The organism is Streptomyces sp. S186 (genome assembly GCF_051603415.1).
Lineage (GTDB): Bacteria > Actinomycetota > Actinomycetes > Streptomycetales > Streptomycetaceae > Streptomyces.
Genome location: NZ_CP193932.1, coordinates 2860163 through 2882498 on the forward strand (window position 1 = coordinate 2860163; position 22336 = coordinate 2882498).

General features: G+C 71.0%; 23 protein-coding genes and 1 pseudogene. 11 read left to right on the top strand and 13 right to left on the bottom strand.

Annotated elements, in window-relative coordinates:
- Positions 1-18 precede the first annotated feature (18 nt).
- Positions 19-1554: an MFS transporter gene (locus tag ACRAS8_RS11775; RefSeq protein ID WP_438485888.1), complete on the bottom strand. Its 1536-nt coding sequence runs from the start codon at positions 1552-1554 to the stop codon at positions 19-21.
- A 146-nt stretch (positions 1555-1700) separates the two neighbouring features.
- Here ACRAS8_RS11775 and ACRAS8_RS11780 point away from each other — a divergent pair, with 146 nt between their 5' ends.
- The 4 genes from ACRAS8_RS11780 (at position 1701) to ACRAS8_RS11795 (ending at position 6703) form a co-directional block, all read left to right on the top strand.
- Positions 1701-2735 (top strand): helix-turn-helix transcriptional regulator, encoded by a 1035-nt coding sequence (locus tag ACRAS8_RS11780; RefSeq protein WP_438485889.1) that lies wholly within the window; start codon positions 1701-1703, stop codon positions 2733-2735.
- An 83-nt stretch (positions 2736-2818) separates the two neighbouring features.
- Positions 2819-5095 carry a heavy metal translocating P-type ATPase gene (locus ACRAS8_RS11785; protein WP_438485890.1) on the top strand — a complete coding sequence of 759 codons (2277 nt, stop codon included), beginning with the start codon at positions 2819-2821 and terminating at the stop codon, positions 5093-5095.
- A gap of 185 nt (positions 5096-5280) precedes the next feature.
- Positions 5281-6219 (top strand): beta-ketoacyl-ACP synthase III, encoded by a 939-nt coding sequence (locus ACRAS8_RS11790; RefSeq protein WP_438485891.1) that lies wholly within the window; start codon positions 5281-5283, stop codon positions 6217-6219.
- 79 nt (positions 6220-6298) lie between these two features.
- Positions 6299-6703: a VOC family protein gene (locus ACRAS8_RS11795; protein WP_438485892.1), complete on the top strand. Its 405-nt coding sequence runs from the start codon at positions 6299-6301 to the stop codon at positions 6701-6703.
- 16 nt (positions 6704-6719) lie between these two features.
- Here the strand turns inward: ACRAS8_RS11795 and ACRAS8_RS11800 are convergent, their stop codons facing one another.
- The 3 genes from ACRAS8_RS11800 to ACRAS8_RS11810 form a co-directional block, all read right to left on the bottom strand.
- Complete coding sequence (locus ACRAS8_RS11800) at positions 6720-6953, bottom strand: hypothetical protein (protein WP_438485893.1); 234 nt, start codon at positions 6951-6953, stop codon at positions 6720-6722.
- Positions 6954-7062: 109 nt separating this feature from the next.
- Positions 7063-7980 carry a glutaminase gene (locus tag ACRAS8_RS11805; protein WP_438485894.1) on the bottom strand — a complete coding sequence of 306 codons (918 nt, stop codon included), beginning with the start codon at positions 7978-7980 and terminating at the stop codon, positions 7063-7065.
- A 10-nt stretch (positions 7981-7990) separates the two neighbouring features.
- Positions 7991-8773: a helix-turn-helix domain-containing protein gene (locus ACRAS8_RS11810; protein WP_438485895.1), complete on the bottom strand. Its 783-nt coding sequence runs from the start codon at positions 8771-8773 to the stop codon at positions 7991-7993.
- Positions 8774-8894: 121 nt separating this feature from the next.
- Between ACRAS8_RS11810 and ACRAS8_RS11815 the strand changes: the two genes are divergently transcribed.
- Both ACRAS8_RS11815 and ACRAS8_RS11820 read left to right on the top strand, forming a co-directional pair.
- Positions 8895-9128, top strand: a complete 234-nt coding sequence (locus ACRAS8_RS11815) for a hypothetical protein (protein ID WP_438485896.1) — start codon at positions 8895-8897, stop codon at positions 9126-9128.
- A 62-nt stretch (positions 9129-9190) separates the two neighbouring features.
- Positions 9191-10096: a 1-aminocyclopropane-1-carboxylate deaminase/D-cysteine desulfhydrase gene (locus ACRAS8_RS11820; RefSeq protein WP_438485897.1), complete on the top strand. Its 906-nt coding sequence runs from the start codon at positions 9191-9193 to the stop codon at positions 10094-10096.
- 74 nt (positions 10097-10170) lie between these two features.
- Here the strand turns inward: ACRAS8_RS11820 and ACRAS8_RS11825 are convergent, their stop codons facing one another.
- Positions 10171-11763: a Na+/H+ antiporter gene (locus ACRAS8_RS11825; protein WP_438490434.1), complete on the bottom strand. Its 1593-nt coding sequence runs from the start codon at positions 11761-11763 to the stop codon at positions 10171-10173.
- Between the two features lie 143 nt (positions 11764-11906).
- On the opposite strand from ACRAS8_RS11825, the gene ACRAS8_RS11830 reads away from it, so the two are divergent.
- The gene (locus ACRAS8_RS11830; protein WP_438485898.1) at positions 11907-12167 is read left to right on the top strand and encodes a UBP-type zinc finger domain-containing protein; all 261 of its coding nucleotides are present in this window, start codon (positions 11907-11909) and stop codon (positions 12165-12167) included.
- 66 nt (positions 12168-12233) lie between these two features.
- Positions 12234-12707 carry a GNAT family N-acetyltransferase gene (locus ACRAS8_RS11835; protein ID WP_438485899.1) on the top strand — a complete coding sequence of 158 codons (474 nt, stop codon included), beginning with the start codon at positions 12234-12236 and terminating at the stop codon, positions 12705-12707.
- 80 nt (positions 12708-12787) lie between these two features.
- Here ACRAS8_RS11835 and ACRAS8_RS11840 read toward each other — a convergent pair whose 3' ends face one another.
- Both ACRAS8_RS11840 and ACRAS8_RS11845 read right to left on the bottom strand, forming a co-directional pair.
- Entirely contained in the window at positions 12788-13048 is a 261-nt protein-coding gene (locus ACRAS8_RS11840; protein ID WP_221906616.1) for a hypothetical protein, read from the bottom strand.
- 32 nt (positions 13049-13080) lie between these two features.
- On the bottom strand, positions 13081-13563 hold the full coding sequence (locus tag ACRAS8_RS11845) for a glycine-rich domain-containing protein (RefSeq protein WP_221906615.1): 483 nt from the start codon (positions 13561-13563) through the stop codon (positions 13081-13083).
- 653 nt (positions 13564-14216) lie between these two features.
- Here ACRAS8_RS11845 and ACRAS8_RS11850 point away from each other — a divergent pair.
- A complete protein-coding gene (locus tag ACRAS8_RS11850; RefSeq protein WP_221906614.1) occupies positions 14217-15323 on the top strand; it encodes a helix-turn-helix domain-containing protein in 1107 nt (368 codons plus the stop codon).
- A gap of 496 nt (positions 15324-15819) precedes the next feature.
- Here ACRAS8_RS11850 and ACRAS8_RS11855 read toward each other — a convergent pair whose 3' ends face one another.
- The 6 genes from ACRAS8_RS11855 to ACRAS8_RS11880 form a co-directional block, all read right to left on the bottom strand.
- Positions 15820-16662, bottom strand: a complete 843-nt coding sequence (locus ACRAS8_RS11855) for a phage major capsid protein (protein ID WP_221906613.1) — start codon at positions 16660-16662, stop codon at positions 15820-15822.
- Positions 16663-16692: 30 nt separating this feature from the next.
- The gene (locus ACRAS8_RS11860) at positions 16693-17115 is read right to left on the bottom strand and encodes a hypothetical protein (RefSeq protein WP_221906612.1); all 423 of its coding nucleotides are present in this window, start codon (positions 17113-17115) and stop codon (positions 16693-16695) included.
- Positions 17108-17359 (bottom strand): hypothetical protein, encoded by a 252-nt coding sequence (locus ACRAS8_RS11865; protein WP_221906611.1) that lies wholly within the window; start codon positions 17357-17359, stop codon positions 17108-17110. The genes ACRAS8_RS11860 and ACRAS8_RS11865 overlap by 8 nt, the downstream gene beginning before the upstream one ends.
- A gap of 401 nt (positions 17360-17760) precedes the next feature.
- Entirely contained in the window at positions 17761-19203 is a 1443-nt protein-coding gene (locus ACRAS8_RS11870) for a DNA primase family protein (protein ID WP_438485900.1), read from the bottom strand.
- Positions 19200-19427 carry a hypothetical protein gene (locus ACRAS8_RS11875; RefSeq protein WP_438485901.1) on the bottom strand — a complete coding sequence of 76 codons (228 nt, stop codon included), beginning with the start codon at positions 19425-19427 and terminating at the stop codon, positions 19200-19202. Before ACRAS8_RS11875 ends, ACRAS8_RS11870 begins: the two co-directional genes overlap by 4 nt.
- 273 nt (positions 19428-19700) lie before the next feature.
- Entirely contained in the window at positions 19701-21359 is a 1659-nt protein-coding gene (locus ACRAS8_RS11880; protein ID WP_260692553.1) for a recombinase family protein, read from the bottom strand.
- Between the two features lie 90 nt (positions 21360-21449).
- On the opposite strand from ACRAS8_RS11880, the pseudogene ACRAS8_RS11885 reads away from it, so the two are divergent.
- Both ACRAS8_RS11885 and ACRAS8_RS11890 read left to right on the top strand, forming a co-directional pair.
- Positions 21450-21596, top strand: a pseudogene (locus ACRAS8_RS11885) (GNAT family N-acetyltransferase); the annotation flags it as partial.
- 306 nt (positions 21597-21902) lie between these two features.
- On the top strand, positions 21903-22316 hold the full coding sequence (locus tag ACRAS8_RS11890) for an anti-sigma regulatory factor (RefSeq protein ID WP_018536172.1): 414 nt from the start codon (positions 21903-21905) through the stop codon (positions 22314-22316).
- Positions 22317-22336 lie beyond the last annotated feature (20 nt).

The following is a 22336-nucleotide window of genomic DNA, read 5'->3' on the forward strand; positions in this document are numbered from 1 at the left end:
CCGCGCGTTCGTCATGCGTCAGGGGACGAGGGCGGGCCGGTCGGCGGCGGCCGGTTCGGGCGCCGTCTCGGCGGGGGCTCCGGCCTCCCCCTGGGGCAGGCTGCCCGCCCGGGCCCGCCGGGGCAGCCGGAACAGCAGGACGAGAACGAGCAGCAGCCCGCCCGCGATCCACCACAGGGAGTGCGTGGTGGCGGTGACGAAGCCCGCGCCGCCGGGGCCGTCCACCGCGCCGAAGAACGCCACCGACGACAGCGCCAGACCGAGCGCCATGCCCATCTGGCCGGTGGTGTTGAAGATGCCGGAGGCCGAGCCGGAGTGCCGGACCGGGACCTCGGAGAGCACCGCGTCGGTGAGCGGCGCCACGATCAGGCCCATGCCGGCGCCCATCAGGGCCATCGCCGGGGCCATCTGCCAGGACTCCAGGGTGGTGCCGTAGTGGCCGGCCTGCCAGAGGTAGAGCAGGGCGCCGGCGAGCATGACCAGCGCGCCGCCCTGGAGTACCGTGCGGCCGAAGCGCGGCACCAGCTTCTGGACGGAGAGCCCGGCCGCGGCGGAGCAGGCCAGAGAGAACGGCAGCCCGGTCAGGCCGGCGTGCAACGGGCCCCACCCCAGGCCGAGTTGCATGTGCAGCGTCCATATCAGGAAGAACAGGCCGCTGGCCACGCCGAAGGTGAGCTGGACGCCGACGCCCGCCGCGAAGCTCCGGATCCGGAACAGCGAGAGTTCGACCAGCGGCGAGCCGTCCTTGCGGGCCTTGAACCGCTCGTAGCGGACGAACCCGGCGAGCACCGGCGGCCCGGCCGCCATGGCGACGAAACCCCAGACGGGCCAGCCGGCCTCGCGGCCGTGGGTCAGCGGGTAGAGCACCAGCAGCAGGCCGGCGGTGAGCAGCGCGGTGCCGACGAGGTCGAGGCGGAGCGCGGTGTCCGACCGGGACTCCGTGAGGAAGCGGCGGCCGAGGACGATCCCGGCGAGGCCGACGGGGAGGTTGATCAGGAAGATCGGGCGCCACGCCAGGCCGAAGAGGTCGCCCTGGGTGAGCAGGGCGCCGATCAGCGGGCCGCAGACCGCGCCGAGGCCGATCACCGCGCCGAACATCCCGAAGACCTTGCCGCGCTCGTGGGCCGGGAAGGTCACATGGATGATCGCCAGCACCTGCGGCACCATCAGCGACGCCATCGCGCCCTGCAGCACCCGCGCGGCGACCAGCATCGCCGGGTCGGCGGCCAGCCCGCACAGCGCGGAGGCGACGGTGAAGCCGCCCATCCCGAGCAGGAAAAGCTTCCTGCGGCCGTGGATGTCGCCGAGCCGGCCGCCGGTGATCAGGCCGAGGGCGAACGCCAGCGCGTAGCCGGCGGTGACCCACTGCAGGGTGCCGAAGCCGGCGCCGGTGTCCTGCCGGATGCTGGGCAGCGCGATGTTGACGATGGTCGCGTCGACCAGGTCCATGAAGCTGGCCGTCAGCAGGATGGCGAGGGCCGCCCAGCGTCTGCGGTCGGCGGACACGGGGGCGCCGGCGGCCGGCGCGGCGGGCGTCGGGGCGGACGGGGGCATGCGGAACTCCTGGCGGTGCGGTGGTCGAGCGGAGGGACGTCGGGGACGGCGCGCGCTGCGCTGAGGACGCGCCGTCCCCGACGCCCTCGACCCTAGAGCCCGTCCAGGACAGCTCCCGTCCTACTTCCTCGGCCATCATCGTCCCCATGAGTGAGACATCGGCACGACTGCTGAACCTGCTGTCCCTGCTCCAGACGCCCCGGGAGTGGCCCGGCCGGGAGCTGGCCGAGCGGCTGCGGGTGACCACCCGGACCATTCGCCGGGACATCGAGCGGCTGCGCGAGCTGGGCTATCCGGTGCACGCCACGATGGGCGCGGAGGGCGGCTACCGGCTGGCGGCGGGCACCGCCATGCCGCCGCTGCTGCTGGACGACGAGGAGGCGGTGGCCATCGCGGTGGGCCTGCGCTCGACCGCGGGGCACACCATCGCGGGCATCGAGGAGGCGTCGGTCCGGGCGCTGGCCAAGCTGGAGCAGGTGCTGCCGGCTCGGCTGCGGCGGCGGGTGGGCACGCTGGGCACCGCCACCGTCCCGCTGCCGGCCGGCGACGGCCCGACCGTCGACCCGGAGCATCTGACGGTGCTGGCCGCGGCGATCGCCAACCACGAGCGGGTGCGGTTCGGTTACCGCGGCGGCGCGGGCGACCTCGGTCGGCGCCTGGTGGAGCCGCACCGGCTGGTCGCGGCGGGCCGCCGCTGGTATCTGGTGGCGTTCGACAACGACCGGGACGACTGGCGGATCTTCCGGGTGGACCGGCTGAGCGAGCCGTTCGCCACCGGGGTGCGCACCCCGCCGCGCACCCTGCCGGCCGCCGACGCCGGGGCCTACGTCCGGGAGCGGATGCGCGGCAGGGCGGCCATGGCGGCCACCCATCGGGCGGTGGTGACGGTGTACGGGCCGGCCGCGGAGGTGGCCGCCCGGCTCGGCGGTCCGGCGGCGGGCGAGGTGGAGCCGCTCGACGAGGGCAGCTGCCGCTGGCGCAGCGCACCCGACTCGCTGGAGTGGCTGGCGATGCGACTGATGCTGCTGGGCCGGGAGTTCACGGTGCAGGAGCCGGCCGAGCTGACCGCGTTTCTGCGGGCGACGGCGGAACGGACGCTGCGGGCGGCCGGCCCCGCCGGGGGCCCCGCCGGGACGGACATCACAGCGATCCCTACCCCCGGGAATACCCCAGGGGGGTAAGGTGTTGACGGGGTCGGCGGAGGGGAACGGGCCGCCGACCGCCACCGGTGCCCACGGCCCCGCGAAGAGGAGGAACAGCCGACATGACCACCGCGATCGACGGGCCTGTCGTCGAGCTGGAGATCGGCGGGATGACCTGCGCCTCGTGCGCCGCCCGCGTCGAGAAGAAGCTCAACCGCATGGAGGGGGTCACCGCCACCGTCAACTACGCCACCGAGCGGGCGCAGGTGACGCTCACCGAGGGCAGCGGCGTGGCCACCGCCGACCTGATCGCCACGGTGGAGCGGACCGGCTACACCGCCGCGGTGCCCCGACCGCCCGCTCCGGAACCGCCCGCCGGCGCCTCCGGGGCGGGGCCGGTACCGGAGGCCGCGGACGCGCCGCTCGCCGCCCTGCGGCAGCGGCTGCTGGTCTCCCTGGCGCTCTCCGTCCCCGTGGTCCTGATGGCGATGGTGCCGGTGCTCCAGTTCACCAACTGGCAGTGGCTCTCCCTCACTTTGGCCGCCCCGGTGGTGGCCTACGGGGCCTGGCCGTTCCACCGGGCCGCCTGGACCAATCTGCGGCACGGCGCGGCCACCATGGACACCCTGATCTCGCTGGGCACCCTCGCCGCCTTCGGCTGGTCGCTGTGGGCGCTGTTCTTCGGGACGGCCGGGATGCCCGGTATGACCCACCCGTTCGAGCTGACCATCGCCCGGACCGACGGCGCCGGCAACATCTACCTGGAGGCCGCCGCCGGCGTCACCACCTTCATCCTGGCCGGCCGGTACTTCGAGGCCCGCGCCAAGCGGAAGGCCGGCGCCGCCCTGCGCGCCCTGCTGGAACTGGGCGCCAAGGACGTGGCGGTGCTCCGCGGCGGGACGGAGGTCCGGATCCCGGTCGACGGGCTGCGGGTGGGCGACCGCTTCGTCGTCCGGCCCGGGGAGAAGATCGCCACCGACGGCCGGGTGACGGAGGGCTCCTCCGCCGTGGACGCCTCGATGCTGACCGGCGAGTCCGTACCCGTGGAGGTCGCCCCCGGCGACACCGTCACCGGCGCCACCGTCAACGCCGGCGGCCGGCTGGTCGTCGAGGCCACCAGGATCGGCGCGGACACCCAACTGGCCCGGATGGCAAGGCTGGTGGAGGACGCGCAGAACGGCAAGGCGGCCGCGCAGCGGCTCGCCGACCGGATCTCCGCGGTCTTCGTCCCCGTCGTCATCGTGCTGGCACTGGCCACCCTCGGCCTCTGGCTCGGCACCGGCCACGGCGCGGTCGCCGCGTTCACCGCCGCGGTCGCGGTGCTGATCATCGCCTGCCCGTGCGCCCTGGGCCTGGCCACGCCCACCGCGCTGATGGTCGGCACCGGCCGCGGCGCCCAGCTCGGCATCCTGCTCAAGGGCCCCGAGGTGCTGGAGACCACCCGCACCGTCGACACCGTCGTCCTGGACAAGACCGGCACCGTCACCACCGGCGCGATCACGCTCACCGGCGTCCACCTCGCCGACGGGGTGGACCGGGCGCGGGCGCTGCGCCTGGCCGGTGCGCTGGAGCACTCCTCCGAGCACCCCGTCGCCCGCGCCGTCGCCACCGCCGCCCAGGAGGCCGAGCCCGCCGGCGCCCTGCCGGCCCCCGAGGACTTCGCCAACGTGCCCGGCCTGGGCGTCAGCGGCTCCGTCGAGGGGCACGCCGTCCTGGTCGGCCGGGAGCGGCTGCTCGCCGACCGCGGCCTGCCGCTGCCGCCGGCCCTGGCCGCCGCCAGGGACGAGGCCGAGCGGGCCGGGCACACCGCGGTCGCGGTCGGCTGGGACGGCGCGGCCCGCGCGGTGCTGGTGGTCTCCGACGCGGTCAAGCCGACCAGTGCCGAGGCGGTCCGCCGGCTGCGCGCGCTGGGCCTGACCCCGGTCCTGCTGACCGGCGACAACAACGCCGTCGCCGCGTCGGTCGCCGCGGAGGTCGGCATCGACGAGATGATCGCCGAGGTGCTGCCGGAGGACAAGGTGGCCGTCATCGCGCGCCTCCAGGCCGAGGGCCGCTCGGTCGCCATGGTCGGCGACGGCGTCAACGACGCGGCCGCGCTGGCCCGCGCCGACCTGGGCCTGGCGATGGGCACCGGCACCGACGCGGCCATCGAGGCCGGCGACCTCACACTCGTCCGCGGCGACCTGCGCGCGGCGGCGGACGCCATCCGGCTCGCCCGGGCCACCCTCGGCACCATCCGCACCAACCTCTTCTGGGCGTTCGGCTACAACGTCGCCGCGCTGCCGCTGGCCGCCGCGGGCCTCCTCAACCCGATGATCGCGGGCGCCGCGATGGCCTTCTCCTCGGTCTTCGTGGTGGGCAACAGCCTCCGCCTGCGCCGCTTCCGCGCCCTGTCCTGAGCGCCCGCCGTCCCGCACCGGCCCCGGCCGCGCCGCCGCACCACGCTGTGGGGCCCGCCGGGGCCGGCGCGCGTCGGAAGCCTCCAGTTCTCGGCGCCGAACGTTGGCGGTTCGCACACCCGTCCGCCGCCGCCGAGCGGCGAGACTGTCCGGGTACCGCCCGCTCCACGTACCCAGAGGACCTCATGACCGGGTCGCGCATCCTGGCCCTCGGCCATTACCAGCCCTCCCGCGTGCTCACCAACGACGACCTCGCCCGGATCGTCGACACCGACGACGCCTGGATCCGCAGCCGCGTCGGCATCCGCACCCGCCATGTCGCGGCCCCGGACGAGACGGTGGACGCGATGGCGGCCGCGGCCGCGGAGAAGGCGCTGGCCACCGCCGGCCTGGCCGCCGCGGACATCGACCTGGTGCTGGTCGCCACCTGCACCGCCACCGACCGCAGCCCCAACACCGCGGCCCGGGTCGCCGCCCGTCTGGACATGGCCGCCCCGGCCACCATGGACCTCAACGTCGTCTGCGCCGGCTTCACCCACGCGCTGGCCACCGCCGACCACGCCATCCGGGCCGGCTCGGCGACGAACGCCCTGGTCATCGGCGCGGAGAAGTTCACCGACGTGGTCGACTGGACCGACCGCTCCACGTGCGTCCTGGTCGGCGACGGCGCCGCCGCCGCGGTGGTCACCGCAGCGCCCGAGCCCGGGATCAGCCCGGTCCTGTGGGGCTCGGTCCCCCGGATGGGCAACGCGGTCCGCATCGAGGGCGCCCCGGCCCGCTTCTCCCAGGAGGGCCAGACCGTCTACCGCTGGGCCACCACGCAGCTCCCGGCCATCGCCCGCCAGGTCTGCGAGCGGGCCGGCCTGCGTCCCGAGGAGCTGGCCGGCGTCGTCCTGCACCAGGCCAACCTGCGGATCATCGAGCCCGTCGCGGAGCGCCTCGGCGCGGTCAACGCCGTGATCGCCCGCGATGTCGTCGACTCCGGCAACACCTCGGCCGCCTCGGTCCCGCTCGCCCTCGCCAAGCTGGTCGACCGCCGCGAGGTGCCGGCCGGCGCGCCGGTGCTGCTCTTCGCCTTCGGCGGCAACCTCTCCTACGCCGGCCAGGTCGTCAGCTGCCCGTGACGGGCCCGGCGGCGGCCCGGCCCGGCGGCGTCCGATTCGTTCAAGACGGCCGCCGCCGGCCGCTCCTACGCTCGCCGCCATGAACACCGCACCCGTACCCCGCCTCGACGCGATCGGCCTGGTCGTGGCCGACCTGGCCGCCTCCCTGGCGTTCTACCGCCGGCTGGGCGTCGCCGTCCCCGGCGCCGCCGGCACCGCCCCGCACGCCGAGGCGCCGCTCCCCGGCGGCCTCCGCCTGATGTGGGACACCCACGAGACCGCCCGCTCCCTCGACCCCGCCTGGACGCCGCCTCCGCCCGGTACGCACACGGGACTGGCCTTCGCCTGTACGGACGCCGCCCACGTCGACGCCCTGTACGCGGACCTCACCGCCGCCGGCCATACGGGCCGGCGGGCGCCCTGGGACGCCGACTGGGGGCAGCGCTACGCCGTCGTACGGGACCCCGACGGGCGCGGCGTCGACCTCTTCGCCCCACTGACCTGACCGGCCCGGCCGCCGGTCACTCGGTGTCCTGCGGGTGCTCCTCCAGGTACATCACGCCGCAGGTGCGGCAGAACGGCTGGCCCGCGGCCGTCCCCCAGGCGCCGGCCGACTGGGTGGCGGCCGCCGGGGCCAGCGGCTGGCCGCACATCGCGACGGTCGCGCCCACCCGGGTCATGTGCCACTTCCTGACCGGGGTGTCCTCGTGCGGCAGTACGCCCTCCGCATACTCAGCGCGCATCTCATGCTCCATGGCAGGTGCACCTCCTACCGCCCACCATGCGCCGCCGCTCCCCGGCCCACAACGCAAGCCCACCCGCCCGAGAGCCGGTACGACCCGGCCACGCCCCATTGGACAGGCCCTAGAAGACCGACCAGCCCGTGAGCGTCGTGAAGTGGTCCAGCGCCGCCATCCCGGCCACGGAGTTCCCCCGGGCATCCAGCCCCGGGCTCCACACGCACAGCGTGCAGCGGCCCGGCACCACGGCCACGATGCCGCCGCCGACCCCGCTCTTCGCCGGCAGGCCCACCCGGTAGGCGAACTCGCCGGCCGCGTCGTACGTGCCGCAGGTCAGCATCACGGCGTTGATCCGCTTGGCCTCGCGCGCCTCCAGCAGCCGGCTCCCGTCGGCCCGCAGCCCGTGCCGGGCCAGGAAGCCGCCGGCCACCGCCAGATCCCGGCAGGACATCTCGATCGAGCACTGCCAGAAGTAGTGCTCGATGACGCTCGGCACCGGGTTCTCCAGATTGCCGAACGACGCCATGAAGTGCGCCAGCGCCGCGTTGCGGTCCCCGTGGTCGGCCTCCGAACCGGCCACCGCCTGGTCGAACGCCAGCTCCGCGTTGCCGCTCTCGGCCTGGAGGAACTCCAGCATCGAGGTGCTGGCGTCGCCGGTCATGGTCAGCAGCCGGTCCGTCACCACCAGCGCGCCGGCGTTGATGAAAGGATTCCGCGGAATGCCGTTCTCCCACTCCAGCTGCACCAGGGAGTTGAACGCCGTCCCCGAGGGCTCGCGCCCGACCCGCTGCCAGATGTCGTCGTCCCCGTGGGACCCGGCCATCACCAGCGCCAGCGAGAACGCCTTGGAGATCGACTGGACCGAGAACGGGACCTCCCAGTCGCCGGTCCCGTACACCTCGCCGTTGATGTCCGCCACCGCGATCCCGAAGCGGTCGGGAGGCACTTCCGCCAGCGCGGGAATGTAGTCGGCGACGTGCCCGCGCCCCACGAACGGCCTCGCATAGGCCGCTACCTCCTCAAGAACGGCCTGGTAGTCCATACCGGACACGCTAACCCGGCCCGAGGAGTGCCCCCATAGGAGCCCCCGCCAGCGACTTCACCTCGCGTGCCAGATGGGCCTGGTCCGCGTAGCCGGCGCGCGCCGCGACCTCGGCGTAGGGGACGCCGGCGCGGGCCAGTTCCAGCGCCCGCACCAGCCGCAGCACCCGGCCCAGCGTCTTCGGCCCGTACCCGAAGACCGCCAGGCTGTGCCGGTGCAGCCGCCGTTCGCCCATCCCGGCCAGCCGGGCCACCTCCGCCACCGGCCGGCCGCGCCCGAGCCCGGCCACGATCGCCGCGGTCCGCCCGTCCCGGCCGGGCAACTCGCCCCGGGCCCCGGCCCCGGGGGCCCACCGCCCGGCCGCCCGCAGCGCGTCCCGCGCGGCCTCCTCCAGCACCGCGCCGGGGTTGCCGGCCGCCGCCCGCTCCGCCAGTTCCCGGGCCCGCCGGGCGCCCCACAGGTCCTCCAACGGCACCCGCCGGTCCCGCAGTTCGTGCGCCGGCGCCCCGAAGACGGCCGGTCCCTGGCCGGGCGCGAAGCGCAGCCCCACCCAGCGCGTCCCGGCCGGCACCGGGCTGCCGGGCGCCTGCGGACCGGTGTCCGGCCCGGCCACCAGCAGCCGCCCCGCGCCCCAGATCAGGTCCGTGCAGCCGTCGGGCAGCACCGGCCCCGCACCGGGCACCGTGACGGTGCGCCACAGCACCGCCCCCGTCAGCCGCGAGGCCCGCTCGCGGTACGGTCCCCGAGCGGCCCGGCCGCCGTCCGCCCCGGATGCGCCAACCGGCTCACCCATGTCGCGCTCCTCGCCCACATCCCCCAGCCTGGCACGGGAACCCCACGGCCGTCCCCGCCGTTGATCCCATACGCAACCGACACCGACCGGGCCCGCCGGCCCGCACGCCAGGGAGGCAGCAATGTCAGGGTTTCTCGACCGCGCCAAGGAGCAGGCGAAGCAGGGCCTGGCCCAAGGCAAGCAGAAGGTCGACGAGTTGCAGCAGCACCGCGCGGGCAACGACCTGCTGAGGAAGCTCGGCGCGGCCTACTACGCCGAGCGCCGCGGCAGCGGCACCCCCGAGGCCACGCAGAACGCCCTCAGCGCCCTCGAAGCCCACATCGCCACCCACGGCGACGGCTTCCTGCACGGCTGACGGCCCGCCCGGCCCACCGCACCCCCGTCCCTCCCCTTCCTCCGCTCCCTCCCCACTCCCCCGTGCCCCACCCCGAACCCCAGGCACTCCGCCCCCGTCTCCCCTCCCCCCTCCAGGAGGTCGACGACGCGTCCTTCGCCCGCCGCGGCGTCCGCCTGCTGCTCAAGCGGGACGACCTCATCCACCCCGCCCTCCCGGGCAACAAGTGGCGCAAGCTGGCGCCCAATCTGCGGGCCGCGGCCGAGGCGGGCGACCGCGCGCTGCTCACCTTCGGCGGCGCGTACTCCAACCACCTGCGCGCCACGGCCGCCGCCGGCCGGCTGCTCGGCCTCGCCACCGTCGGGGTGGTCCGCGGCGACGAGCTGGCCGGCGCCCCGCTCAACTGGTCGCTGGCCCGCTGCGCCGCCGACGGGATGCGGCTGCACTTCGTCGACCGCGCCACCTACCGCCGCAAGACCGACCCTGACGTCCTGGCCGCCCTCCGCGACCGCTTCGGCGCCTTCCGGCTCATACCGGAGGGCGGCAGCAACGCCCTGGCCGCGCGGGGCTGCACGGAGCTGGGCCGCGAGCTGCGCGGGCACGCGGACACCGTCGCGGTGGCCTGCGGCACCGGCGGCACCCTGGCCGGGCTCGCCGCCGGCCTCGGCCCCGGTCAGCGGGCGCTGGGCGTCCCCGTCCTCAAGGGCGGCAGCCCGCACTTCCTCCACGAGACGGTCGCCGACCTCCAGCGGGCGGCCTTCGGCGGCGCCTGCGGCGACTGGTCGCTGGCGGAGGACTTCCACTGCGGCGGCTATGCCCGCCGCACCCCCGAACTGGACGCGTTCGCCGACGCCTTCGAGCAGCGGCACGGCCTGCCCGTCGAGCGGGTCTACGTCGCCAAGCTGCTGCTCGCCCTGACCACCCTGGCCGAGCGGGGCGCCTTCCCGCCCGGCAGCACCGTCGCCGCCGTCGTCACCGGCACCCCGTAGATGAGTGAGTCCGAAGTCCCGCCTGCCTCGCGACTTCGGACTCACTCATCCAGGCCCCGGACGTGGCGCGCGGGTCACGGCGTGCCCTCCCGGTAGGCGGCCGCCTCCTCCAGGTCCAGCCGCCGCAGCAGCGTCCGCATCATCTCGTCGTCGATCCGCCGGGCGTCCCGCAGTTCGACGAAGACCCGCCGCTCGGCGTCGATCATCTCCCGGGCCAGCCGCCGGTAGGTGTCGTCGGCGGACTCCCCGGTCACCTCGTTGACCGCGCCCAGCCGCTCCCAGACCGCGTTGCGGCGCCGCTCCAGGACGCCGCGCAGCCGGTCGGCGAGGGGCCCCGGCAGCGCGTTGCGCTCGTCCTGGAGCAGGGCGTCGAGCCGGGCCTCGGCGGCCCGCGACGCCTCGTTCTGGGCCTGCGCCTCGGCCAGCGTCCCGGCCTGGGCGTCCGGGGCGGGCAGGCGCAGCGCCCGGATCAGCGGCGGCAGCGTCAGCCCCTGGACGACCAGGGTGCCGATGACGGTGGTGAAGGTCAGGAAGAGCACCAGGGTGCGGGCCGGGAAGGGGCCGCCGCCGTGCACCGTCGCCGGGACGGAGAAGGCGATGGCCAGCGAGACCACCCCGCGCATCCCGGCCCAGCCGACGACGACCGGTGCCTTCCAGGTGGTGTCCGGTTCGCGGTCCCGGATCCGGGCCGACAGCAGCCGCGGCAGGTACGTCGCGGGAAAGACCCACACATAGCGCGCCAGCACCACGACGCCGAACACCACCACCGCGTACCCGAGGGCCCGGGCCGCGCCGAACTCCCCCAGGCCGCGCAGCACGACCGGCAGTTGGAGCCCGATCAGCGCGAAGACCGCGGACTCCAACACGAAGGAGACCATCTTCCACACCGCCTCCTCCTGGAGCCGGGTCTCGAAGTCGACCTGCCAGGAGCGGTGCCCCAGGTAGAGGCCGACGACCACGACGGCGAGCACCCCGGAGGCCCCGACCTGCTCGGCGGCGGCGTACGCGGTGAACGGGATGAGCAGCGAGAGGGTGTTCTCCAGGAGCGCCGACTCCCGCAGCCGGCGGCGCAGCCAGTGCAGCGGCACCATCAGCACCAGGCCGACCCCGACGCCGCCGAGGGACGCCACGGCGAACTCCTTCAGCCCCTCGCCCCAGGTGGCGCCGGTGCCCACCGCGGCGGCCAGCGCCACCTTGTACGCGGTGATCGCGGTGGCGTCGTTGACCAGCGACTCGCCCTGGAGGATCGTCGTGATCCGGTGCGGCAGGCCCAGCCTGCGGGCGATCGCGGTGGCCGCGACGGCGTCCGGCGGCGCGACGACGGCCCCCAGGACCAGCGCGGCGGTCAGCGGCAGGCCCGGCACGACCAGGTAGGCCGCGTATCCCACGACGAGCGTCGCGAACAGCACATAGCCCACGGAGAGCAGCCCCACAGGACGCAGGTTGGCCCGCAGGTCCAGGTAGGAGGCTTCCAGGGCAGCGGTGTGCAGCAGCGGGGGCAGCAACAGCGGCAGCACGATCTGCGGGTTGAGGGTGTAGTCCGGGATACCGGGGAGGTACGAGGCGCCGAGCCCCGCGGCGACCAGCAGCAGCGGCGCCGGCACCGGAGTGCGCCGCGCCAGCCCGGCCACCCCCGCACTGCCCGCGACCAGCAGCAACAGCGGCATCACGTTCACACCCGCACCGTCCCCAGCGTCCCCCGCCGGCCGTCCCGGCGATCTAACCTGGCCATCATGAGCGAGTGCAGCGAGCGAGTCATGGAAGGGTGCCTGCCTTGCCCGTGCGCGGCCGGGCGGATCGGGGTGCCGGCATGAAGGAGTGCACGCACGTACCGGAGCTCCCGCACGGCGAGCCGGCCCCGCTGAGCGAGACGTGCCTGGAGTGCCTGGCCGCCGGCAGCCACCCGGTGCAGCTGCGGCTCTGCCTGGTGTGCGGACACGTCGGCTGCTGCGACTCCTCCCCGTACCGGCACGCCACCGCACACTACGAGCAGACCGGCCACCCGGTGATGCGGTCCTTCGAACCAGGCGCCTCCTGGCGCTGGTGCTTCGTCGACGAGTCCCTGGTCTGAACCGGGCCCCACGGCTTCCGGCGGACCCCCACGGAGCGCTTCGGGGCGCGGGCTTAGCCTTGCGGCATGATCCGCGAAGCCACGCCCGACGACGTCCCCGTCATCCTCGCCATGATCGGCGAACTCGCCGCCTACGAGCGGGCCCCCGAGGCCGCGCAGGCCACCGAACCGCAGCTGAAGGAGGCACTGTTCGGCCCGCAGCCGGCCGCCTTCGCGCTGATCGCCGAGGACGCCGGCGGGCCGGTCGGCTTCGCCCTGTGGTTCCGGAACTTCTCGACGTGGACGGGCACGCACGGTGTCTACCTGGAGGACCTGTACGTCCGCCCCGAGGCGCGCGGCGGCGGCCACGGCAAGGCACTGCTGGCGGCCCTCGCCCGGATCTGCGTGGCGCGCGGCTACCAGCGTTTCGAGTGGTCGGTCCTGGACTGGAATTTGTCTGCCATCGGATTCTACAAGTCGCTCGGCGCCCTCCCCCAAGAGGAGTGGACGACGTACCGCCTCACGGGTGACGCCCTGGGCAGGCTGGCCAGCGAGGCATAGCTCTCCATTTATCAGCACGGTTCAGAAGCCCCGCCCGCAGGGCCGCAGAGCAGCGGGCGGACGGGGCCGGTTGAAGCGGGTCAGTCCTCGTTGGGCGGAATGATGAAGCCTCGCGTGGGACCGGCCTGCGGCTTCCCAGGGGGCTCGGGATTGGCCTCCCGGAACTTCGCCACGACGGCCGCCAGGGCGTCAGCGGTGGTGTCCCTGCGTCGGGTCGAGTCAGCGCTGTCGTACACACGCCAGTCGCCAGCCGCGTGCTCCGGGTCTTCCGGCGCGACGACTCCCGGGATGCCGAGCCGCCGGAGCGTGACATCCACCAGGCGGGCCTCTTCCGCGTTCATGAACTCACCCTTCCATCGTGCGTCCGGGGAGCCTAGTCACCGTCGCCACCATGCGTGGCACAGTTTCCAGGGTTGATCGGGCCGCAGCCTCCCGGCTTGGGGGTGTGGGAGCAGTTGGCCGCCACGGGGACCAGGGCTTCGGTCGGCCCCGTCCACAGGTCGCGGTCCACCTGGTGTCCGGCTTCCTCGATCAGGGCCACCGTGCGCGTGAGCGCCTGCGGGTCGTGGCGTTGGGCGTCGGGTCGCTCCGGGTAGTGGTGCACGAACCGCCCCAGCCCTTCGCACAGCTTGGCGTACGGCCCGGTGTGCAGGATCAGTGCGTGCCAGCCCTCGTCCACCACGTTGGACGGCGTGATCCTCATAGTGGGGAACTTGGCCGCCGTGTGAACGAACTTCAGCGCTTCCGTGCTGATCCGGACCGCCGTAGCCTCGTCCATGCCGGGGTTGTTGTCGCGAACCGTTGCGACGACACCCCCGAACGCGGCAGGGGTGAGTAACGCGCGTACGTCTCGCATGTGCGTGCCTCCTTGTTGTGGTTCACCGATGGCCCGTCCCGGCTGCTGACCTGCCAGGGCTTCCGGCAGCCGGGCGGGCGTCTGGGTGCTTCGGCTGTCCTGGGTGCCGAAGCGGGTGCCCTCACCGCCCAGGGCGGCACCCCGGTAAAGGGGCGGACCGGAGCCGGAGCCTGAGCGCGTCCACTCAGGCCGGGCACGTCTGCCCGTGCTCGAAGGCTTGCCGATCGGGGGACTTCCGGCCGCCCGCCGCAGGGCAGTTGGGCCGGCGTATTCGGCCAGGGGAAGCGGTCCGGCGACGTTCACAACGGTTCGCCGTGCCCCCGGCGGTGATTCCTGATCTCCCGAGCAGCGGCGCAGGCAGATGCCCAATCGTTCCGCTTCCGGGCCTGGCTCCGCTGGAAGTCCAGAGCGGCGCACACCTTGCAGCTCGGCGCCGGGACGCCGTCCAACAGCCAGGCGTCCAGGTGGAGTTCCACAGGTGGTTGGCTGTACCGAATCGGGTTGCTCATGGCTTCTCGCCGTCCCCTCGCGTGTCGGTGCACGGAGCATCCCGCCGCCCAGTGACACGCCGTAGGGGCATTCCTAGGGGCAAGTGGGCTGCCAGTGGGGATTGGTGATCCACCTAGTGGCACTTGTAGGGGCACCATGGGGGCATGGCCATCGGGGAACTAATCACGGACCTCCGGAAAGCGCGCAGCTGGTCGCAGGGACGGCTGGCGTCAGCGATCAACGATGCCTTCGGCACGAATCTGGACCGGGAGTACATCAGCCGCTGGGAGCGTTCCAAGGTGACACCGGGGCCGTTCTACCTCCGGTGCCTCTCGGCCGTCCTCGACGTGCCCCTAGCCGTGCTGGAGGGTGAAGTGAAGCGACGTAAGTTCTTGTCCGATGCGGCGGCGACCGCCATAGCGCCTCTCGTGGCCTCTGACCTCCTGACCGCAGGGTTCAGTGCCCGACTCGCTGGCGGGCCTTCAGGAGACGACTGGGAAGACAAGCTGGCCACCTACGGAACCGAGTACATGAGTCTCGGCGCCGCCGACATTCAGCGACGGGTCTCCGGTGAACTCGTCGTCGTCCAACAACAACTGGACAACCCGCACCTCTGGTCCGTGGCCTCCCGCCTCATGACCCTCTACGCCAAGACGTTCCCCGGCTCCGACGGCTCCAAGGCCGTGAACTGGTACCGCATGGCCGCCAGGGCCGCCGACCAATCCGGGGACGATCAGGCTCGGGTGTGGGTCCGGGGGCGTGCGGCCATCGCACTCGGGTACGAGGGCGCCTCCCTCGGAGTCGCGGACGTACTCGCCGATCAGGCAATGGCCATCAGCGACAAGCCGTCGCTGGGGCTCCTCAACGCCATCATGGGCAAGGCCCATGCGGCGGCGATCCGTGGCGACCACGCAACGGCGCGGAAGTTGATGGACCAGGGACGCCACGCCTTCGACAAGGCCGCGTCGTACGAACAGACCTCGGACTACGCCGTTCCGTGGTGGCGCATGAACGTCTTCGTCTCGCTGCTGGCCGCGCGGCTCGGAGACGAGGGCACAGCGGTAGCGGCGCAGGACGCGGCGCGAAGGGAACTGCCCGCCACATTGCCCCGGTTCGCAACACACCTTGAGATGCACCGGGGGCTCATGCTCGCCCGCTCGGGAGACAAGGCTGGAGGCGCAGCGTACGCGAGGGGTGCCCTGAACGCCTTGCCACCCGAAAAGCACTCACTTACGTTGCGGCTCCTCATGGCGGAAGTAGAAGCTGCCTAATCGCAAGAAGGCACATTGGGCAGGCTCCGCAAATTCTTCCGGGCTTGGGCTGAAACGTGCGTTAGTAGCGCTTGAGCCCTGCCGTTTATTAGGCATCTCTGTAGGTCAACCGCCGAGTGTGGTGCACTCGGCCCCCTCTGACGACCTTGGAACCCGTACAGATTCCGAGCCGCTATCACGCTTCGGCCTTTTCTCAGAAAGTGGCCTGGGTCACCCCCAGGCCAAATCGGACATTTAGATAGTTCGAACTTTGAACAACCTTCGTGTCGTCAAACTGCGCGGAACCGCAACTCGCTGGTATTCACGCCAGCTCTCCCGGATGCCGCTCCACCGGCCTCCGCCTGGACACCCGCCTCCACCTGGCCGCCGCGCCCTCCGCGCTGGACTTCCGCGCGTGATGCCACCGGCACAGAGCCTGAAGGTTCGCCGGGTCGTGATCGTCGCCCGGGATGAAAGGGAGGGAGCCGAGCCCATGGCGGATTCGGCTCCCTTTCCTTTACGCCTTGTTGAGGCTGATTCTCTGGATAGCCGCCGGATGCGGGAAGGCGTGTGCCGCTCGCATGGTGGCCTTGATGGCTACCTGGTCCCGCGTAAACCTGGCGTGCTTGGAAACGTCCAGGGTCACGTCGCGGCGCATGACAACCATCACCCGGTCCCGGGGAACCGCCCAGACGGTTCCGGCGGTCACCGCGTTGGAGACGTACATCGGAACGCCCAACACCGTGCGTCGCGTCGGCGCGGTCGGATCGGAACCCAGCAGCGGAACGTTGCTGTCCTTGGTCTGCTTGAGCTTGCCCAAAGTCAGGGCGTCTGCCGGATTCGCCGCGAACGCCGTGATGGTGGCGCCCACGTCCTCAGCACGGTTGATGGCCTCCTGGAACGCGTCCAGGTTGGTGAACTTGGCCCCAGCGTCCACGATGCCCACGCCGTCCACGGCCTCCAGGCCCGCCGGGTTCGGGGCGGAGAGGGCACCGAAGAACGAGCGGTCCAGGGCCCCGGCGATCGAGCGGGCCAGCCCATCTCCCACGAGCTTCTGCGCGTCCGGGTCGCTGTCCTCCGCCAGTTCGGACGACACGATGGACAGACCCGCGCACTTGGCGGGGACGACCTCCAGCTCTCCCAGCATGGCGTCAGTGGGGGCTATCTCTTCCCCCTCCGCCACGAACGAGGCGCCCGCGTCGGTGTGGACGATCGGGATATGAACCTTGGTGCTGCTCGTCTTCAGCGTGCTGGCGACCTGGAGGGCGACGCTTTCCCGTTCCACGGGCTGGACGATCAGCGGGCCGTAGTCGTCGGGGGTGATGCCTGCTACGCCGGGAGTGGTAGTCAGAAGAGACAAGTAGTTGTCCTTGCTTGGTAGTTGAGGTGATCAGAGTGCGGAGCGGAACAGGCCGTCCCAGGTGGCCCGGCGCTCCTCGGACGGGGTGAGGCCCCCGCGCCCGATGCCAGGCGGGTTGTGGGCCGTATGCATGGCCTGGTTGATGGCGCACGCCACGGCTTCCAGGCGGTCCGCAGGGAAGTCTTCGGGGAGAGCCTGGACGATCTCCTGCGTCACGTAGTGGTATCGGCGTACAACGGCCACCATGGCGTCCGCGCGGTCCCGCTCGGCCCTCTCGGCCGCCAGGCGGTCCCGCTCCTCCTCCAGCTCCCGGACACGCCCCTGGAGCGCTTCCGTCTCAGGTGCTGTGCCGCCGTCTGCGGGGTCCTGTGCAGTCTCGGATGCCGCCAGGGTCGCAACTGCTTCCGAAGCCGCCAGGGAGGCGCCTGCAGTCGTCTCGGTCTGCTCAGACACCGCCGTGGTGCACCTCGTTCGCCGTGGAGTAGATCGGGCGCATGGCGAACTTGGCCTCTGCCTCCGTAATGCCGCCGTTGTTGAAGGCGTTGCGGACTACTTCGCCAAGGTCCTTCGCGACCTTCTCCCGTACGGCGGAAACTTCCGAAATACCGGCATGGTCGGCATCTTCGCGTGCGAGATCCAGGGCGGCGCAAAGGGCAGCGAGGACCCGCCGGGTCAGATTGATGCGGTCAAAAATCACGGTTCCTCCAGGGGGAGTTCTAGGCATGTGAAAACCCCCCGCTCCGGGGGTACCGGAGCGCGAGGTGGGGTGGCCGGTTGGTAGCGCAGAGCGCGCACCCGGACGCCGCCGGATGGAGAACCCCCTACGTAGCGGGGCCCTGCTTCTGAAACCATTTACTGGGGGTCGTGACACCCCCTGCTGGCCCACTAGCTGAGGGCCCGCTGCAGTGGGCAAGCAGGGCACTGTCCTGTGACTCCTGAATAGGCCAGCCGGCCGGAAGTCCCTAGTTCCCTTGTCGGGTGTTCGCCAGAGGGTGTCTCCGGCGCTCCGGCCGAGCAGGGCAAAAAAGTGTCCTTTCTTCAAATCCCTCATATACACGTAAGAGGGTTTGAGAGAGGGTTACTTTTTTGCCCTGGGGTTCAGGCAGCGGGGAACACCCTTGGCGTACCGGGCGAGTTCAGAATCGCAACGGGGGCGATTCTGACCCCGGCGGTGCCCCCGTACTCGGGAGTCAGACGTATGCCCGTGAGATGCCAGGTGCCGTCTGTCTTGACTTCCCGGACGCCGGACTCAGCTAGCCGGAACTTGGTGAACTGCGGCGTGAAGCGGTTGCGGGCAATGCCGTTGGCGTCCTTCCACTCCTTCAGTGCTTGGTTGAACTCGGACCGCCGGACCTTGGCGTCCGCGTCGAACACGAACAGGTCGTCAATCAAGGGCGCCAGCGGGTTTACAGCTTCCTTGTGCTTGCGCGTGGTAGCGCTTACTGCCTCTGGCGACTTGAGCCCGTCCCTGTGGTAGCGGACGGCTCCCCGAACGCACCATGCCGCGATCCCTTCAGCCTCTGCGGCCAGTGCTTCGTCCAGGTGGCGGTCCTCCCGTCCGGCGAACGACTCGGTGAACTCCACGGCTCGCACGCGAGACCAGATGGCCGCGCCCTGGCTTTGGAACTGGGGCAGGTAGTTGGACAGCAACACGATCAGGTACCGGGGCACGTATTCAAACGTCTCCCGGTATAGGTGCCGAGCCTGAATAGAGTCCCCGCCCGCGTGGCGCTTGAGGACTTCATCGTTCATGGGCGCGCCTTCGCTACCCTCGGACGCCGTGACAATGCGGGCGGTGCGCATCCGCGCTATGTCCTCAGTGTGAGAATTCCCGCCCCTTTCGAAAACGCTGAAATCCACGTCCTTGACGATGCTGGGGCCGAAGACATTTTTCAGAGCCCGAATAATGGTTCCCTTGCCATTGCGACCCTTGTCCCCGAACCACACGGCGAATGCGTGCTCCCGGTTGTGCCCGGTGATGCCGTACCCGATCAGGGTTTGCATGTAGTCGATGACTTCCGACTGACCGGGAAACACACCGTTCAGGAATTGCAGCCAGCGCGGACACTCAGCGTCTGGGTTGTAGTTCGTCGGCGCGGTCTGCGTGAGTAGGCATTCCGGGTACGCGGGGCGCAGCTCGCCAGTATCCAGGTTTACGATCCCATTGGAGAACGTCAGCAAATGCGGATGCGCGTCCACGGAGGAAGCGTCAACATGCAATTCTGGGAGGGATTCCAGTTCTGTGGCGATCGCCTTGCGGTGGTGTGCTCGACGCAGGTTCATCGCTGCTTCCGCCAGCCAGTCGGCACCGCCTTGGCCTGCTTCGGCGAGTAGACCGTTGCTGACCTTTGTCATTCCATCCATGGCGGGCGCCTGCTTGTGCCCTATCTCCCATGCGGTCCCGTTCCACTGCATCCAGCCAAGTTGCGGGGAGAAGCACACGCGTCCATCGAACCGCTCCGCGCAGAAATGGGCGTAATCAACGTGACGGATTCCGTCCTTGTTCGACAGACGGTCCTGCCATTTTGAATCGGTGGTCACCACTGCTCCCCCTGGTCGCCTTTGTAAGATTCGGCAATATTGCGACGTTGTTCTGTACGTTCCCTTTCCCGGTGGCGGCCGTTGTCGCCGCTACTGGATTCCGGGTACGGGTCCTTGAAAAATATCTGCTCGTAAATAAGGCAACCGTCTTCGGTGGTCAAATCCCCTAGTGCGTCTTCAAGCCACGCAATCATTGCCGTGATGCGTGCGTGTGCTTGTTCCACTCGGCTCGGTGGTTTCCCAGTCATTCGTCGTTCCTGTCTTCGTGTTCGCCGCCCGTACAGCGCGTACCGATGTCGTTCACTGGGGCGCGTGACACCCGGCGCCGAACGTTGGCCGGCGGCTGAATGTGCGGACGGCGAGTTGTTCCCGCTTCTATCCCCGTACACAGGGACCCGTGACAGCCCGCCGCACGCCGCGCCCGGCGGGACGGGACACCGGGACAGCGAAAAGGGCCCACCCCCGAATGGGGCGGGCCCTTGGGCATCGTGTCGGCGCTACGCCGCTTCGCGCGCCTCATTCGGCTCTTCACGGAAGCACACCGGAACGTAAGTGTCTTCCTCGCCAGCCCACGCGGGTCGGACGCCTACCTCCTCCCGTACTACATAGACCCGCTGAAGAATCAGCCCCAACACATCCCGGCGAGCTTCCAGGACCTTGCCGTCCCCGCCCGCCAACGCCTGCTGGGCCTCCTCAGGGTCCAACAACATGGACAGGTCGATGGTCGGTTCCGGAAGTTTGGACAGCGCACCTTCCACGGCGGCCAGTTGCTCAGAGATACGTGAACGCAAGCGGTCGTAGCGGGCTGCCCCTTCCGCGTCGTCGAACTCTCCACGCTCCCATCGGGCGATCTCCAGGGCCTCCAAACGAGTGCGGAGGGAGTGGGCTTTGGCGTCGAACTCGGACCGCTCCGCGTCGTACTCCGGCGCGTAAGTCTTCAGCCATCGTTGTGCCACCGCGTGAAGCATCGGGTCATCCGGCTCCATGGCTGCCAGCTTGGACAGCACGCAGTCCGCCACCAGTGCCTCCAAGGCCGGTGCCACGACGCTCCGGCCGGAGCACGGGTGTCCGTGCAGCTGAGAGATACACCGGTAGTAGCTGCGACGCGGAGGCTTCCGCCGATTGCCGACCATGGCGCCACCGCAGTCGCCGCAGCGAATGAATCCGGCAAGGAGGAATGTCACCGACCGTCCCGGCGACGCGCCCTTGCCTGTGCGCTTACCCGGCTTCCGGATCGTGGTCTTGCGCGAGTCGAGACGGGCCAGGATGCGGCGGTGCTCCGCTGCCGTGATCAAGCCATCCGCCACGCGTATGGGTTCGCCTTCGGAGTCCTCGACGAGGTTCCCCCGGTGAACGAGGTAACCGGCCAGCACCGGTGACGCCAGGATGTGCCGGACTGTCGTCAAGCCCCACGTGTTGCGGAACGGTATGGGGGTCTCCTCGATCTTGGCGGCCTCGTCGTCCCGCCCTGCCGCGCGGAGCTTCGCCAGCAGTTCTGTCCGCTTCGCGTGCCGAAGGGATGGAACACCCTCCGCCGTGAGTCGTGCCGCGATGCCCCGCAGCGTTCCCCCGGCCAGGTACTCCTCCACCATGCCGCGCACGACAGCTGCCTCTGTCGGGTGCGGCTCCAGCCGACGGTCACGGTTGACCACGTATCCGAATGGCCGCTCCTTGGTCCACCGCCCCTTCTCCCGGTCACGGAGCTGGCGGGAGGAGACACGGAGCTGGATGTTCTTGGCTTCCTCCTTGGCCTGTTCCGCCAGGAACGACGCCAGGGTGACCCACCCGGGGTTGGCGGAGTCCAGGTTGTCCTTCAGGGAAATGAAGCGGACTCCGGTGTCCTCCACCAGCTCCACGATGTCCGCAAGCTGGCGGATGCCCTGGCGGGTCACCCGGTCGATCTTCCAGGCGATGAGGAACGCCGGGCGCTGCTCTTGGACGTAGGCCGTCATGGCGTCGAACTGCTTGCGACGTACCTTGGCCTTGGATGCGGAGACGACTTCCCTGAAGACCTTGATCTCCGCGTCCGGCCCGGCCAGGTCCCGGGCCCGCTGCACGCAGTCCGCTTCCTGGCCCTCCAGGGAGTCGGACACATGTGAATCATGAGAGAGCCGTAGGTAGAGGACGACGACCGGATGACTGTCGGTGTGAGGCATGGTTCCCGCTTCGTTCGTGCCAGGTTTCGCCTCCGTTCCCTGGGGGCCGTGACACGCAACGCAACGTGACTTTGCACGGCACACAAAGATCAGTGGTCGGTCCTGGACTGGAACGAACCGTCCATCGGTTTTTACCGGTCGATCGGTGCCCGCCCCATGGACGAATGGACGGTCTTCCGGCTCACTGGAGATGCGCTGCACGCGCTCGCGGACACCGCGCCCGCCAACGGAGCGTAATCGGCCGCGATTTGGGGGCACCGACCCCTACCACTGTCCGTGCCCGAGGTTTTACACTCTGTAACAGACGTGCTGTCGGCGAACCGGTGGCCGTCGTCCGGACGGCTGCCCTGCTCCTTCCGGGCGACACCGGCCCGCGGATCGCGATAGCGTCACTGCCGAACCACGAGCCGCGCCGGATCGTTCGCCTCGCACCCCGCGGGAGAACCGCCCGGCACGGACACCCGAAGTACGTGAAGTATCCGAAGCCCAAGAGCTTCGACACGCATTCCAGCTCTACCAGCTTGTGCCACCTTGGAGGTGAGGGTGTCCCAGATCGCAGGCGAGCCCGGGACTCAGGACTTCGTCGAAGTCCGTCTGCCCGCTGCGGGTGCCTACCTGTCCGTGCTGCGTACGGCCACCGCCGGTCTCGCAGCCCGCTTGGACTTCACCCTCGACGAAATCGAGGATCTGCGCATCGCGGTCGACGAAGCCTGCGCGATCCTGCTGCAACAGGCCGTCCCCGGCAGCGTCCTCAGCTGCGTCTTCCGGCTCATCGACGACGCGCTGCAGGTGACGGTGTCGGCCCCGACGACCGACGGCCGCGCTCCGGAGCGCGACACCTTCGCCTGGACGGTGCTCTCGGCACTGGCCGGCAAGGTCGACTCCAGCGTCGCCGAGGACCGCACGGTCACCATCAGTCTGTACAAGGAGCGCGGCGCCGGTCCCGGACCGTCATGACCGAACAGGGGGCCCCGTGA

Excerpts from the sequence above, each read along its gene's own strand:
- ACRAS8_RS11775 (WP_438485888.1), bottom strand. The coding sequence starts at position 1,554 with ATGCCCCCGTCCGCCCCGACGCCCGCCGCGCCGGCCGCCGGCGCCCCC.
- ACRAS8_RS11780 (WP_438485889.1), top strand. The coding sequence starts at position 1,701 with ATGAGTGAGACATCGGCACGACTGCTGAACCTGCTGTCCCTGCTCCAG.
- ACRAS8_RS11785 (WP_438485890.1), top strand. The coding sequence starts at position 2,819 with ATGACCACCGCGATCGACGGGCCTGTCGTCGAGCTGGAGATCGGCGGG.
- ACRAS8_RS11790 (WP_438485891.1), top strand. The coding sequence starts at position 5,281 with ATGACCGGGTCGCGCATCCTGGCCCTCGGCCATTACCAGCCCTCCCGC.
- ACRAS8_RS11795 (WP_438485892.1), top strand. The coding sequence starts at position 6,299 with ATGAACACCGCACCCGTACCCCGCCTCGACGCGATCGGCCTGGTCGTG.
- ACRAS8_RS11800 (WP_438485893.1), bottom strand. The coding sequence starts at position 6,953 with ATGGAGCATGAGATGCGCGCTGAGTATGCGGAGGGCGTACTGCCGCAC.
- ACRAS8_RS11805 (WP_438485894.1), bottom strand. The coding sequence starts at position 7,980 with ATGGACTACCAGGCCGTTCTTGAGGAGGTAGCGGCCTATGCGAGGCCG.
- ACRAS8_RS11810 (WP_438485895.1), bottom strand. The coding sequence starts at position 8,773 with ATGGGTGAGCCGGTTGGCGCATCCGGGGCGGACGGCGGCCGGGCCGCT.
- ACRAS8_RS11815 (WP_438485896.1), top strand. The coding sequence starts at position 8,895 with ATGTCAGGGTTTCTCGACCGCGCCAAGGAGCAGGCGAAGCAGGGCCTG.
- ACRAS8_RS11825 (WP_438490434.1), bottom strand. The coding sequence starts at position 11,763 with ATGCCGCTGTTGCTGCTGGTCGCGGGCAGTGCGGGGGTGGCCGGGCTG.
- ACRAS8_RS11830 (WP_438485898.1), top strand. The coding sequence starts at position 11,907 with ATGAAGGAGTGCACGCACGTACCGGAGCTCCCGCACGGCGAGCCGGCC.
- ACRAS8_RS11835 (WP_438485899.1), top strand. The coding sequence starts at position 12,234 with ATGATCCGCGAAGCCACGCCCGACGACGTCCCCGTCATCCTCGCCATG.
- ACRAS8_RS11840 (WP_221906616.1), bottom strand. The coding sequence starts at position 13,048 with ATGAACGCGGAAGAGGCCCGCCTGGTGGATGTCACGCTCCGGCGGCTC.
- ACRAS8_RS11845 (WP_221906615.1), bottom strand. The coding sequence starts at position 13,563 with ATGCGAGACGTACGCGCGTTACTCACCCCTGCCGCGTTCGGGGGTGTC.
- ACRAS8_RS11850 (WP_221906614.1), top strand. The coding sequence starts at position 14,217 with ATGGCCATCGGGGAACTAATCACGGACCTCCGGAAAGCGCGCAGCTGG.
- ACRAS8_RS11880 (WP_260692553.1), bottom strand. The coding sequence starts at position 21,359 with ATGCCTCACACCGACAGTCATCCGGTCGTCGTCCTCTACCTACGGCTC.